The organism is Burkholderia sp. HI4860, assembly GCF_002223045.2.
GTDB lineage: Bacteria > Pseudomonadota > Gammaproteobacteria > Burkholderiales > Burkholderiaceae > Burkholderia.
In genome coordinates, this window is sequence record NZ_NKFO02000003.1 from 3,646,959 (window position 1) to 3,661,111 (window position 14,153).

Sequence of the window (14,153 nt, forward strand, 5' to 3'; positions counted from 1 at the left end):
GACGATGCTGGCATACATACTCAGGCGCTTGCTGCTGATGATCCCGACGCTGATCGGGGTGGTGACGATCACGTTCGCGGTCACGCAGTTCGTGCCGGGCGGCCCGGTCGAACAGGTGCTCGCGCAGTTGCGCCACGGCAGTGCGCGCGGCGGGGAGGCGGGCGGCGCAGGCGGCTACCACGGCAGCCAGGGCGTCGACCCGCAGCAGATCGAGCAGATCCGCAAGCAGTTCGGCTTCGACAGGCCGCCGCTCGAACGCTACGTGCTGATGCTGAAAAGCTATGCGACGTTCGACCTCGGCCAGTCCTATTTCGCGCACCGCAGCGTGTGGGCGGTGATCCGCTCGAAGCTGCCGGTGTCGATCACGCTGGGGATGTGGACGGTGATCCTCACGTACCTGGTGTCGGTGCCGCTCGGGATCGCGAAGGCGGTGCGCAACGGGTCGCGGTTCGACACCGTGACGAGCGTGCTGGTACTGGCCGGCTACGCGGTGCCGGGCTTCGTGCTTGGCGTGCTGCTGCTGATGCTGTTCGGCGGCGGCACGTTCTGGCAGGTATTTCCGATGCGCGGGCTCACGTCCGACAACTTCGACGACCTGACGCTGATCGGCAAGGCGCTCGACTATCTGTGGCACGTCGTGATGCCGGTGACGGCGTCGGTCGTCGGCAACTTCGCGATCATCACGATCCTGACCAAGAACACGTTCCTCGAGGAAATCGGCCGGCAATACGTGCTGACCGCACGCGCGAAGGGCGCGCCGGAGCGCGACGTGCTGTGGAAGCACGTGCTGCGCAACGCGGCGATCCCGTTGCTCACCGGGCTGCCGGCCGCGTTCGTCGGCGCGTTCCTGAACGGCAACCTGCTGATCGAGACGCTGTTCTCGCTCGACGGCATGGGGCAACTGTCGTACGACTCGGTGATCCGCCGCGACTATCCGGTCGTGCTCGGCTCGCTGTTCCTGTTCACGCTGATCGGCCTGCTGACCAAACTCATCGCGGATATCTGCTATGTCCTCGTCGACCCCCGTATCCAGTTCAACCGCCTGGACCACTGACCCGGCCTGCGTCGCGTGCGCGGCCTCGCCGTCGCCGTGGCGGCGCACGTGGCTGCGTTTTCGCGCGCAGCCGCTCGGCTACTGGAGCCTCGTGATCTTCGCGGTGCTGTTCGCGCTCAGCCTCGGTGCGGACCTGCTGTCGAACGACCGGCCGCTGATCGTGCGCTACGACGGGCACTATTACTTCCCGATCGTGAAGGACTATCCGGAGACGGCGTTCGGCGGCGACTTTCCCGCGATGACGAACTATCTCGATCCGTATATCCGCACGAAGATCGAGTCGCACGGCAACTTCGCGATCTATCCGCCGAACCGGTATCGCTATGACACGATCGATTATTTCGCGTCGCGGCCGTATCCGGCGCCGCCGTCGTCGAGCAACTGGCTCGGCACCGACCAGTTCGGCCGCGACGTGCTCGCGCGGCTGCTGTACGGGTTCCGGCTGTCGGTGTTGATGGCGTTCGCGCTGACCGTATCGGGCGTGCTGGTCGGCGTGCTGACGGGCGCGCTGCAAGGCTTCTACGGCGGCCGCACCGACCTGGTCGGGCAGCGCCTGATCGAGATCTGGAGCGCGTTGCCTGACCTGTACCTGCTGATCATCTTCGCGTCGATCTTCACGCCGTCGCTGTGGCTGCTGTTCATCCTCCTGTCGATGTTCGGCTGGCTCGTGCTGTCCGACTACGTGCGTTCCGAATTCCTGCGCAACCGCGCGCTCGACTATGTGAAGGCCGCGCGCACGATGGGGCTGACCAATGCACAGATCATGTGGCGCCACGTGCTGCCGAACAGCCTCACGCCGGTGATCACGTTCCTGCCGTTCCGGATGAGCGCGGCGATCCTGTCGCTGACGAGCCTCGATTTCCTGGGCCTCGGCGTGCCGCCGCCGACGCCGAGCCTCGGCGAGCTGCTGCAGGAGGGCAAGAACAACCTCGATGCGTGGTGGATCTCGATCGCGGCGTTCGCGGCGCTGGTGGTGACGCTGCTGCTGCTCACCTTCATGGGCGATGCGCTGCGCAACGCGCTCGACACGCGCACGCGCGGTTCGGCATTCGGCGGAGGGCGGTGATGACGAGACCGTTGCTGCAGATCGACGGGTTTTCCGCGCATTTCGGCGCGAACGCGGCCGTACAGGATCTGAATTTGTCGATCGCCCGCGGCGAGCGCGTGGCGCTCGTCGGCGAATCGGGGTCGGGCAAGAGCGTGACCGCACTGTCGATCCTGCGGCTCGCGCAGCAGGCGACGCTGTCGGGGCGGATGCTGTTCGACGGCGAGGATCTGCTCGCGAAAACGGAGCAGCAGATGCGCGGGATTCGCGGCGCCGACATCGCGATGGTGTTCCAGGAGCCGATGACCGCGCTCAATCCGCTGTATACGATCGGCAAGCAGATCGCCGAGAGCCTGCGGCTGCACGAGGGGCTGCGCCCGGGCGACGCGCGCGAGTGCGGGATCGCGCTGCTGCGGCGCACCGGGATTCCGGAGCCGGAGCGGCGCATCGACAGCTTTCCGCACCAGCTGTCGGGTGGGCAGCGGCAACGCGCGATGATCGCGATGGCGCTGGCGTGCCGGCCGCGGCTGCTGCTCGCGGACGAGCCGACCACCGCGCTCGACGTGACGGTGCGCCAGCAGATCGTCGACCTGCTGATCGAGCTGCAGGAGCAGGAGGCCGCCGCGCGCGGGATGGCCGTGCTGCTGATCACACACGACCTGAACCTCGTGCGGCGCTTCGCGCAGCGCGTGGCCGTGATGGAGAAGGGCGTGCTGGTGGAGACCAACACGACCGCCGCGCTGTTCGCGGCGCCGCAGCATCCGTATACGCGCCGGCTGCTCGACAGCGCGCCGCAACGGGCGGTCGAGCCGGTTGCGGCCGGCGCGCAGACGATCCTCGACGTGCAGCACCTTGCGGTCGACTACCGTATCGCGGCAAAGGGCTGGCGCTCGGTGCTCGGCAAGACGACGTTCCGCGCCGTGCACGACGTGCAGCTGAGCCTGAAGCGCGGCGAAACGCTCGGGATCGTCGGCGAATCGGGCTCGGGGAAATCGACGCTCGCGTCGGCCGTGCTCGGCCTGCAGCGGCCGGCGTCGGGCGGGATCGAGATCGATGGCATGCCGCTGGCGTCGCTGCGCACGACGCGGGGCCGGCGCACGCTGTATGGGCGCATGCAGGTGGTGTTCCAGGATCCGTTCGGCTCGCTGTCGCCGCGCATGACGGTCGAGCAGATCGTCGGCGAGGGGCTCGCCGTGCACCGGCCGCAGGTGGCCGGCGACGCGCGGCGCGCGCGCATCGCCGCGCTGCTGCAGGAGGTGGGCCTGCCGCCCGAGGCGATGTTGCGCTATCCGCACGAGTTTTCCGGCGGGCAGCGCCAGCGGATCGCGATCGCGCGGGCGCTGGCGGTGGAGCCGGAACTGCTGGTGCTCGACGAGCCGACGAGCGCGCTCGACGTGTCGATCCAGAAGCAGGTGCTGAATCTGCTGACGAATCTCCAAAAGAAGTACAAACTCAGCTACCTGTTCATCACGCACGATCTGGCGGTGATGCGCGCGATGGCCCACCGGGTCATCGTGATGAAGGCGGGGCGCGTGGTCGAGGCGGGCGAGACGCTTGACGTACTGCACGCGCCATCCCATCCGTATACGCGGGCGCTGCTCGCGTCGTCCATGCTGGCGCCTGAGCGCGGCCCGCAGGAGCAGCAAGAGAGAACCGATGATTGACGAGAACCGGGCGCCGGGCGTCCGAGCCGTGCAGGCAGCACAGGGGTTGCGCAGCGACGCCGATTTCTGGTCGCTGCGCATCGTCGACGAGACGATCGACGAACATGCGGTGCGCAACGACGTCGCGCAGCCGTTTTCGCGCACGCGCGAGCGTGGTGCGATGCTGACGGCCTGGGCCGGCACGGGCGCCGGCTATGCGGCGACGCCCGACCTGTCCCCGGCCGGGCTGCAGGCGGCGCTCGACATCGCGACCGCGCGGGCCCGGGCCAGCGCGCCGTGGGCGCTGGTCGATCATCGTCAGGCCGCGCGCCCGCAGGCGAGCGGCACCTATGCGTCGCCCGATGTCGACGCGGCATTGCCGTCGCGCGCGGAATGGATCGAGCGTCTCGCGCACGAATGCGCGGCGGCGAACCTCGGCGCGCGCATCGTCGAGCGTTCGGCGAGCGTGATGATCGTGCACACCGAGCAAAATTACGTGACGAGCGACGGCGTGCGGATCGACCAGCGCTTCCGTTTCCTGATGCCCGAGCTGCAGGCCGTCGCCCATGGCGATGGCGACACGCAGACGCGCTCGCTCGGTCAGTCGGGCACGCTCGCGCAGGGCGGCATCGACGTGCTCGCGCGCTACGGTTTCGACGGTGCCGGCGCGCGCGTGGCCGACGAGGCGCTGCAGTTGCTCGCCGCGCCGAACTGCCCGACCGGCCGGCGCGACCTGCTGCTGATGCCGGACCAGATGATGCTGCAGATCCACGAGTCGATCGGCCATCCGCTCGAGCTCGACCGGATTCTCGGCGACGAGCGCAACTTCGCCGGGTCGAGCTTCGTCAGGCCGGAGATGGTCGGCCACTATCAGTATGGTTCGCCGCTGCTGAACGTCACGTTCGATCCGGAGCCGACGGCCGAAGCCGCGTCCTACGCATTCGACGACGACGGCACGCCGGCGCGCAAGCAGTACCTGATCCGCCACGGCGTGCTCGAACGGCTGCTCGGCGGGGCGCTGTCGCAGCAGCGCGCGGGCCTGCCGGGCGTGGCCAACTCGCGCGCGTCGAGCTGGAACCGCGCGCCGATCGACCGGATGGCGAACCTGAACGTCGAACCCGGCGACCAGTCGCTCGATGCGCTGATCGCGGGCACCGAGCACGGGATCCTGATGCGCACCAACACGTCCTGGTCGATCGACGACCACCGCAACAAATTCCAGTTCGGCTGCGAATTCGGGCAACTGATCGAGAACGGCCGGCTCACGCAGGTCGTCAAGCGCCCGAACTACCGCGGCATCTCCGCCCAGTTCTGGCGCAGCCTGCGCGCGGTCGGCGATGCCAGCACGTTCGGCATCTACGGCACGCCGTACTGCGGGAAGGGCGAGCCTGCTCAGATCATCCGTGTCGGCCACGCCGCGCCGGCCTGCGTGTTCGCCGGCGTCGACGTCTTCGGAGGCGCGTGATGACGGGATTCGATCCGATGACACGCCAGGCCGGAATCGACTGGCATGCGTATTTCGCCCGGCTCGCCGAGGAGGCACAACGGCTGACCGCGCCGACCGAAACCGTGCTGCTCGGCTTCTCCGGCGAAACGTCCGACTTCATCCGTTTCAATGGCGGCAGGATTCGCCAGACCGGGCGCGTGACGCAGGGGCGGCTGTCCGTGCGGCTCATCGACGGCGCGCGGCAGGCGCATTCGGCGCTGACCGTGTGCGGCGATCCGGCAGCCGACCTGCGCGAACTGGCGGACGCGCTCGCCGTGCTGCGCGACGGCCTGCGCGATGCGCAGGACGATCCTCATCTGCTGTTCGATACCTCGTCGTGGGTGCAGGAAACGCGCCGCACCGGGCGCCTGCCGAATGCGGACGGGCTCGCGCGAATCGTGGCCGAATGCGCGCGCGGGCTCGACTTCGTCGGCTTTTACGCGGGCGGCACGCTGGCGCGCGGCTTCGCGTCGTCAACCGGCAGCCGCGGCTGGTACGAGGTCGAGAATTTCAACTTCAGCTGGTCGCTGTACGACCCGAGCGGCCGCGCGATCAAGACCGTCTATGCGGGCGACGACTGGCGCGATGCAGCGTTCGCGGCCAAGGTCGACGCGGCCGCCGCGCGGCTGCCCGTGCTCGGCCGCACGCCGAAGGCGCTTGCGCCCGGGCGCTACCGCGCGTATTTCGCGCCGGACGCCATTCACGAGATGACGAGCCTGCTCGGCTGGAGCGGCTTTTCGGCGCGCGCGGTGGCGAGCGCCCGCAGCCCGCTGCATCGCCTGTATGCCGGCGAGGTCGCGCTCGATCCGCGCGTATCGATCACCGAGGATTTCTCGCTGGGCATCGCGCCCGCGTTCAACGCGGACGGCTACCGGCGCGACAGCGTGCCGCTCGTCGTCGAAGGGCGGGCCGCCGGGCAGCTCGTCTGCGCACGCACCGCGCGCGAGCAAGGGGGCACGCCGAACGGAGCGGACAACGGCGAAGCGCCGCAGTCGCTGACGATCGCCGGCGGCACGCTCGCCGATGCCGACGTGCTGGCCGCGCTCGACACGGGGCTCTACGTCGGCAACCTCTGGTACCTGAACTTCTCGGACCCGATCGCGTGCCGGATGACGGGGATGACGCGGTTCGCGACGTTCTGGGTCGAAGGCGGCCGCATCGTCGCGCCGGTCGACGCGATGCGGTTCGACGACAGCTTCTACCGGCTGTTCGGGTCGGCGCTCGAGCAGCTCGGCGCGACACCGATGCTGCTCGCGAACGACGACACGTACGGCGAGCGCGCCACCGGAGGCGCGCAGCTGCCGGGGCTGCTCGCACGTTCATTCGAGCTCACGCTGTAGCGCGTTCGCGGACCCTCGCCGATGCCGTCATTCTTCATCGACCGTCCCGTCTTTGCGTGGATCGTCGCGCTCGCGATCGTCGTCGCGGGCGTGCTGGCCATTCCACAACTGCCGATCGCGCAGTATCCGCGGCTGGCGCCGCCGCGGGTCGTGATTACTGCGTCCTATCCGGGTGCGTCGACCGAGACGGTCGATGCCAACGTCGGCAGCATCATCGAGGAAAGCCTCGACGGCGCCGACGGGCTGCTGTACTACGAGACCAGCAGCGACGGCCACGGCAACCTCGAGATCGACGTGACGTTCGCGCCCAGCACCGATCCCGACATCGCGCTCGTCGACGTCAACAACCGGTTGAAGCAGGTCGAGCCGCGGCTGCCTCAGCAGGTCGTCCAGCAGGGGATCGGCGTGTTCAAGGCGGCGAACACGTTCCTGATGCTCGTCACGCTGACGTCGACCGACGGCACGCGCGATTCCGCGCAGCTCGGCGATTACCTGAACCGCTACGTGCTGCGCGAGCTGAAGCGCGCGCCGGGGGTGGGCGCGGCCGAGCTGTGGGATGCCGACGAGGCGCTGCGAGTCTGGCTCGATCCGGTGAAGTTGCGCGAATACGATCTCGGCGCCGACGACGTGATCACGGCGATCAGCGCGCAGAACGCGACGGTCACGGCCGGCGCGATCGGCGATGCGCCGTTCGTGCGCGGCCAGCAGCTTACCGCGACGGTCGTGGTCAAGGGGCAGCTCACGTCGCCCGAGGAGTTCGGCCGGATCGTGCTGAAATCTAAACAGGACGGCTCGGTGGTACGCGTGGCCGATGTCGCGCGCATCGAGATCGGTCGCGACGACTATTCGTTCTATTCGCGGCTGAACGGCCGGCCGGCCGCGACGGTCGGCATCCAGCTCGGCCCGCGCGGCAACGCGCTCGAAACGTCGAATGCAATCCGCGCCCGGCTCGCGGAACTCTCGCGGACGCTGCCGCCGGGCGTCGCGGTCGAGATTCCGTTCGACGGCGCGCACTTCGTCAAGATCGCGATCCACGAAGTCGTGCTGACGCTGGTCGAGGCCGTGGTGCTGGTGTTCTGCGTGATGTGGCTGTTCCTGCGCGACCTGCGCTACACGCTGGTGCCGACCGTCGTGATTCCGGTCACGCTGATGGGCGCGTTCGTCGCGATGTGGGCGTTCGGTCTGTCGATCAACGTGTTCACGATGTTCGGCCTCGTGCTGGCGATCGGCATCCTGGTCGACGATGCGATCGTCGTCGTCGAGAGCGTGCACCGCGTGATGGAGGAGGGCGTGTCGCCGCGCGACGCCACGCGCCGGGCCATGAAGCGGATCGGCGGGGCGATCGTCGGCGTGACCGCGGTGCTGACCGCCGTGTTCGTGCCGATGGCGTTTTTCCCGGGCAGCGTCGGCGGCATCTACCGGCAGTTCGCGGTCGCGATGATCGCGTCGATGCTGGTGTCGTCGTTCATGGCGCTGTCGCTCACGCCCGCGCTGTGCGCGAACCTGCTGAAGCCGGTTGCGCGACACGATGGCGGCGCCGGCCGTGCGCGGCGACGCGGCATCGGCGCGCGTCTGGCCGACCGGTTCGGTGCGGCTTTCGCGCGCGCCGAAACCGGTTATCGCCGCGTCGCCGTGTTTGCGGTGCGCCGCACCGGCATGGTCGTGGTGGTGTACGCGGCGCTCGTGATCGCGTGCGGGCTGCTGTACTGGATGATGCCGGGCGGCTTCCTGCCGACCGAGGACCAGGGGCAACTGCAGGTGATGATCCAGTTGCCGGCCGGCGCCACGCAGGCGCGCACGCTCGCGGTCGTCGAGCGGGTGGAGGCCATCCTGCACGCGGAGCCGGCGATTGCGAACGTGACGAGCGTGATCGGCTGGAGTTTCGTCGGCAGCGGGCAGAACGTCGGGATGGCGTTCGTGGAACTGAAGGACTGGGCGAAGCGCGACGTCGACGCGATGGCGCTGCGCGACCGGCTCAACGGGCGCTTCGGTGCGATCCTCGACGGCGACGTCGAGGCGGCGCTGCCGCCGTCGGTGCGCGGCATCGGGCATTCGGACGGCTTCACGTTCCGGCTCGAGGATCGCGGCGGGGTCGGGCTCGATGCGTTGAAGGCGGCCCGCGAGCAGCTTGCCGAGCGTGCGAAGGCGAGCCCGTTGCTCTCGGCCGTGCATTTCGAAGACCTGCCGGATGCACCGCGTATCGAGCTTGATGTCGATCGCGCGAAGGCGTATGCGCTCGGCGTGCCGTTCGAGCGGATCGCGGGGCTCTTGGGTGGCACGTTCGGCTCGAACTACATCAACGACTTTCCGGCGTCGGGCCGGATGCGGCGGGTGATCATCGAGGCCGATCCGGTTGCACGCGCAACCGATACGCAACTGATGGCGCTGACCGTGCCGAACCGCACCGGCGACATGGTGCCGCTGTCGGCCATTGCCGCGCCGCACTGGACGATCGGGCCGGTGATGCTGAACCGGTACAACGGCTATCCGTCGCTCGACATCAGCGGCCGGGCGGCGACCGGCACGAGTTCGGGCGCGGCGATGGCGGAGATGGAGCGGCTTGCCGCTGCGCTGCCGGCCGGGATCGGCTTCGACTGGGTCGATGCGGCGCGCGAGGAGCAGGTCGCCGCGCGGCAGACGCCGCTGCTCGTCGGGTTGTCGGTGCTCGCGGTTTTCATGGCGCTGGCCGCGCTGTACGAAAGCTGGACGATTCCGCTGTCCGTGCTGACGATCGTGCCGCTCGGCATGATGGGGGCGATCGCGGCGGCGCTCGCGCGCGGCATGCCGAACGACGTGTATTTCAAGGTCGGGATGATTACCGTGGTCGGGCTGGCGGCGAAGAACGCGATCCTGATCGTGCAATACGCGCGTGATCTGGTCGTGCAGGGCGTGCCGTTGCGGCAGGCGGTGGTCGATGCGGCCGCCGCGCGATTCCGGCCGATCGTGATGACGTCGATGGCGTTCCTGCTGGGCGTCGTGCCGCTGGTGCTGGCGACGGGCGCGGGGGCGGAAAGCCGACGGTCGATCGGCACGGGCGCGTTCGGCGGTGTGCTGGCGGCGACGGTGTTCGGGCTCGTGTTCGCGCCGGTGGCGTTTCGGGTCGTGGCGTCGGTCGGGCGAGGCGGCAGGCGTAGGGCGGTGACGAGATGGACCAAGACAGTACAAGACGATCTGCCTGCTGATCCGAGCGGAACGCATCGCTCGCCATGAAGCCGCAACCCGGCATCACGCCGCCAGTCTAGTCGGACACGGCGACAAGAAAAACCTGCCGAATCGGGACGCGAGGCAGGTCAAAATTCACGGGCCGATTGCTATGTCACTCGGCAAGCGAGCAATCGGAACAGCCCGAATTAGGAGATTTTGATGTCGTGCGAAAAGTGTAGAAACTTTGGCGGAACAAGCTCTAACTATGAATCCCTGGGTATAAATATTTCCAGGCATGCGGAGCTGTACCGGTGCAAGAATTGTGGTCAACTTCTCGAGATCGTTGCGGAAGCTCGAGTTCCGTACTTTCTTACGCTTGAGCAGGCTGAAGAGCACTTTCCGGATGCTCGCAAAGAGCTCCAGAAGATTGCGTCGGGGAAGTGAGAGGTCGAAGCCGCGGGAGCCGTGCTCGGGTCAGTTGCCTGGTGCGGGTGATGTATCTCGCGGTTTATCTACGCTGGCCACACGACGTCTGCAGGCGAAATATCGTATTTGACATAATCAACATTATCGCTGGATTGGGTTGTAGCAGCCATATCCTAATGTCGTGTTCTGGCTATTTACAGATGTCGTGTTTTTGACTGCTGGCATGCTGGACGGCTCGTTGAGCGAGCGCGGAGCCGACCATGCAGCCAGCCGGATTGGTGACACTGACGATGCGAGAGCTTGATCGACTCAAGGTAATCCAGGCCGTGGTGGACACGGGCCTGAAGCCCGGACGTGCGGCCGAACGGCTGGGACTGAGCGTGCGACAGGTGGAAAGGCTGGTCATCCGATATCGAGAGCATGGACCTAGCGGCGTCGCTTCGGGCCGTCGTGGCCGGCCAGGCAACCGCAAGCTCGACGAAGGACTAGCGTTACGCGCCTTGACCACTATTCGAGAGCGTTACGCCGATTTCGGGCCGACGTTGGCCTGCGAGAAGCTGTGGGAATGCCATGGCATTCGGCTGGCCAAGGAGACGGTCAGGAAGCTGATGACGGACGCTGGCTTGTGGATTCCACGTCGGCAGCGTCCGCCGAAGGTTTATCAGCCGCGAGCGCGCCGGGCGTGTCTGGGTGAACTGATCCAGATCGATGGTTGCGATCATCGGTGGTTCGAGGAACGGGCGCCGGCCTGCACGCTGCTGGTGTACGTGGACGACGCGACGAGCCGGCTGATGATGCTGCACTTCACGCAGACCGAGTCGACGTTCAGCTACTTCGAGGCCACGCGAGCGTATCTGGAGCGCCATGGCAAGCCGGTGGCGTTTTACAGCGACAAGTACAGCGTGTTCCGCAATACGAGCGCCAGCAAGACAGGCCAAAGCGTGACGCACTTCGGTCGGGCGATGTACGAGCTGAACATTGACACGTTCTGCGCGAACAGCAGCTCGGCCAAGGGACGTGTCGAGCGAGCGCACTTGACGCTGCAGGATCGGCTCGTCAAGGAGTTGAGACTGCGCGGCATCAGCACGGTCGCCGACGCGAACGCTTACGCGCCCTCCTTCATGGCCATGTATAACGAGCGCTTCGCGAAGCCACCGAAGAGCGGCTTTGATGCGCATCGACCGCTGCGGTCCGACGAGGATCTGGATCTGCTGCTGACCTGGCGCGAGACACGCCGGGTCACGAAGGCGCTGACGGTGCAGTACGACCGGGTGCTCTATCTGCTGGACGATACGCCGGGGAATCGGGCGTGGATACATCGTGACATCGAGGTGTGGGAGTACCCGGACGGACGCATCGAGCTTCGGGCGGCTGGCCAGCTACTGTCGGCACAATCCTACGATCGGCTGGCCGAGGTGGATCAAGGCGCGATCGTGGATCACAAGCGCCTGAGCCATGCGTTGCAGGTGGCACAAGCGTTTCAGGCGCAGCGCGACAGCCGGCGGATCGGCACTGCGCCGTCGCGAACGCATCGGGGGCTGCCGGTGCGGGCAAATGAAGCGCAACCCGGCACGAAGAAACCTCGCCGGTTCACGGTGACTGACATGGAAGCCGCGATTCTGGAAGTTGCGTCAAAAGCAGAAACTGAGCGGCGGTCTGCCAAGGCCCGCGGGTGAGCGTCAGCGCCCTGCCGCCTCAGGCTCGGCACTTCAACACTGAAGGATGGAAAGCCGATGAAACATGCGACATCTGTATTTAGCTGGCGCTACGACATCTGAATCCGGGTATGACATGGGTGTAGGTCCCAAGTTCAGATGTCGCGTTTCCGCTAAATAAAAATGTCGTGTTTTGGCGTGTAGGTTGACCGCCAGCCCCCCTCAAGGAGCGCCGGCGATGAACGCAACTGGGACGATCACCATGACGATGCGCGAAGTCGATCGACTGAAGGTCATTGAGGCGGTAGCCGATTGTCGACTTAAGCCGGGCCAAGCCGCCGAACGGCTGGAACTGAGCGTGCGGCAGGTCGAACGCCTCGTGCTGCGCTATCGAGCGGCCGGCGTCGCAGGATTGGTGTCAGGCAAGCGTGGGCGCCCGAGCAACCATCAATTGCCCGCGGGCAAGGCGCAACGGGCGTTGGCGTTGATCCGTGAGCGTTACGTGGATTTTGGGCCGACATTGGCCAGCGAGAAGCTCCGCGAATGTCATGGCATTGACCTGGCTGTCGAAACGGTTCGTACGCTGATGATGGCTTCCGGCTTGTGGATCCCGCGCAAACAACGCCCGCCGAAGGTCTACCAGCCGCGAGCGCGCCGGGCGTGCCTGGGTGAACTGATCCAGATCGATGGCAGCGACCATCGATGGTTCGCCAGACGGTCGACGTGTACCAGCACGTGCGGACATTGCGCGACGAGCACATTCGGTTCGTCAAGATGCAGATCGGCGTCAGTCCTGAAGACAACACGCCGACTGCCTCGATTTCGGGCGCCAAAAACGCAGCCCAGACCGCGCACAACTTCCGCAGCTCGCACATGAACGATCCGATCGGCCCGCTTTACGAGGCGACGCTCGGCAAACGACCGCCCGCCCCGTTCTCGATCGTCCATCCGGGACGTTTTGACGAGCACATGGCGTTCTTCACGGCGAATGCGGTCAAGGCGATGTATGTCGACGTGCAGCAACGCGCGCAGCGCAAGCGCGACCGCAGGGTCTGCACGGGAGGCGCGTCGTGACGACTTTGCCGCGGGCGATGCTGACCGCGGCATGCTCGGCTACCGACACTGACGCGTTTGCCGACTGGTCAGTTTTGAAATGGAATCACGCTATTGTGATAAGAAAAGTTATCCGGATAGACGTGAAAGATTATCCAACTGCGTGTTTTGTGACAGACGAATAGACCCGTCAAGCCGCAGGAAAATCGTTTCTTTCGGTGAGATCGCGCCACGTTTGAGCGCATCGAGGGCGACGTCGAGCGCCGATCGGGCGAGCAGCAGGCGCAGCGGCGGCGTATCGCAGTTCAGCCGCGAATGTGGCGGGCATTCGGGCCGGCCTCTCGGTGAATAGGCTGAACGCTTGCAGTCGGGCAACACAGTGCCGATGCCCGGCGTCAGGCCGTCCACGCCACGCGCCCACGAGCCTGACTCGCAACCCGCCACCCCACCCCGCATTTGTTCCCCCGACGCAAGACTGTTGCTCCACGGTGGGTATTCGAGATCGCAACCGGCGCGCCTAAAGTTCGCCCATCGGATTCACGGATCCGGTCGGCACCGACGCCGAGAACCCTTCACCTATCGAGGCAAATCATGAGCGCATCCAAAGTCATCATCGTCACCGGCGCATCGCAAGGCATCGGCGCGGCAACGGTCGACGCATTCCGGGCCCGCGGCCATCGCGTCGTCGCAACGTCACGTTCGATCGGGCCGTCGAACGAGCCCGATCTCGTCACCGTCGCGGGCGACATCGGCGACGCGGCCGTCGCACGGCGCGTGGTCGACGCCGCGATCGAACGCTTCGGCCGCGTCGACACGCTCGTCAACAACGCGGGCATCTTCATCGCGAAGCCGTTCACGCAATACACCGCGGACGACTACGCGCAGATCACGAACGTCAACCTGAGCGGCCTCTTCCACGTCACGCAGCATGCGATCGCCGCGATGCAGAAACACGGCGGCGGCCACGTGGTCAGCATCACCACGAGCCTGGTCGATCATGCGAACAGCAACGTGCCGTCGGTGCTCGCGTCGCTGACGAAAGGCGGATTGAATGCGGCGACGAAGTCGCTCGCGATCGAGTATGCGAAGGCCGGCATTCGCGTGAACGCGGTGTCGCCCGGGATCATCAAGTCGCCGATGCACGCGCCCGAGACGCACGCGACGCTCGCGTCGCTGCATCCGGTCGGCCGTATGGGCGAAATGAGCGACATCGTCGACGCGATCCTGTACCTGGATTCGGCGCCGTTCGTCACGGGCGAGATCCTGCATGTGGACGGCGGCCAGAGCGCCGGGCATTGAGACGCGGC

General features: G+C 66.6%; 10 protein-coding genes and 1 pseudogene. 10 read left to right on the forward strand and 1 reads right to left on the reverse strand.

The window, feature by feature from the left end:
- Window positions 1-4 precede the first annotated feature (4 nt).
- The 9 genes and pseudogenes from CFB34_RS32375 to CFB34_RS32415 all read left to right on the forward strand — a co-directional run bounded on the left by CFB34_RS32375 (window position 5) and on the right by CFB34_RS32415 (window position 12,867).
- A complete protein-coding gene (locus CFB34_RS32375; protein WP_089440147.1) occupies window positions 5-1,054 on the forward strand; it encodes an ABC transporter permease subunit in 1,050 nt (349 codons plus the stop codon).
- Window positions 1,008-2,120 carry an ABC transporter permease gene (locus tag CFB34_RS32380; RefSeq protein ID WP_089440146.1) on the forward strand — a complete coding sequence of 371 codons (1,113 nt, stop codon included), beginning with the start codon at window positions 1,008-1,010 and terminating at the stop codon, window positions 2,118-2,120. The genes CFB34_RS32375 and CFB34_RS32380 overlap by 47 nt, the downstream gene beginning before the upstream one ends.
- Window positions 2,120-3,763: a dipeptide ABC transporter ATP-binding protein gene (locus CFB34_RS32385; protein WP_089440145.1), complete on the forward strand. Its 1,644-nt coding sequence runs from the start codon at window positions 2,120-2,122 to the stop codon at window positions 3,761-3,763. Before CFB34_RS32380 ends, CFB34_RS32385 begins: the two co-directional genes overlap by 1 nt.
- Window positions 3,756-5,207 (forward strand): TldD/PmbA family protein, encoded by a 1,452-nt coding sequence (locus CFB34_RS32390; protein ID WP_089440144.1) that lies wholly within the window; start codon window positions 3,756-3,758, stop codon window positions 5,205-5,207. The genes CFB34_RS32385 and CFB34_RS32390 overlap by 8 nt, the downstream gene beginning before the upstream one ends.
- Window positions 5,207-6,568, forward strand: a complete 1,362-nt coding sequence (locus CFB34_RS32395) for a metallopeptidase TldD-related protein (protein ID WP_089440143.1) — start codon at window positions 5,207-5,209, stop codon at window positions 6,566-6,568. Before CFB34_RS32390 ends, CFB34_RS32395 begins: the two co-directional genes overlap by 1 nt.
- A gap of 21 nt (window positions 6,569-6,589) precedes the next feature.
- Entirely contained in the window at window positions 6,590-9,778 is a 3,189-nt protein-coding gene (locus CFB34_RS32400) for a multidrug efflux RND transporter permease subunit (protein ID WP_242808718.1), read from the forward strand.
- 620 nt (window positions 9,779-10,398) lie between these two features.
- Window positions 10,399-11,814, forward strand: coding sequence for an ISNCY family transposase (locus CFB34_RS32405; RefSeq protein ID WP_143329446.1), 1,416 nt, complete (start codon window positions 10,399-10,401; stop codon window positions 11,812-11,814).
- A 217-nt stretch (window positions 11,815-12,031) separates the two neighbouring features.
- Window positions 12,032-12,502, forward strand: a pseudogene (locus tag CFB34_RS32410) (helix-turn-helix domain-containing protein); the annotation flags it as partial.
- A 35-nt stretch (window positions 12,503-12,537) separates the two neighbouring features.
- Window positions 12,538-12,867 (forward strand): hypothetical protein, encoded by a 330-nt coding sequence (locus CFB34_RS32415; RefSeq protein ID WP_179243608.1) that lies wholly within the window; start codon window positions 12,538-12,540, stop codon window positions 12,865-12,867.
- Between the two features lie 108 nt (window positions 12,868-12,975).
- On the opposite strand, the gene CFB34_RS32420 is transcribed toward CFB34_RS32415, so the two are convergent.
- Window positions 12,976-13,254 carry a hypothetical protein gene (locus tag CFB34_RS32420; RefSeq protein WP_143329444.1) on the reverse strand — a complete coding sequence of 93 codons (279 nt, stop codon included), beginning with the start codon at window positions 13,252-13,254 and terminating at the stop codon, window positions 12,976-12,978.
- A 183-nt stretch (window positions 13,255-13,437) separates the two neighbouring features.
- On the opposite strand from CFB34_RS32420, the gene CFB34_RS32425 reads away from it, so the two are divergent.
- Window positions 13,438-14,145, forward strand: coding sequence for an SDR family oxidoreductase (locus CFB34_RS32425; RefSeq protein ID WP_089440141.1), 708 nt, complete (start codon window positions 13,438-13,440; stop codon window positions 14,143-14,145).
- Window positions 14,146-14,153 lie beyond the last annotated feature (8 nt).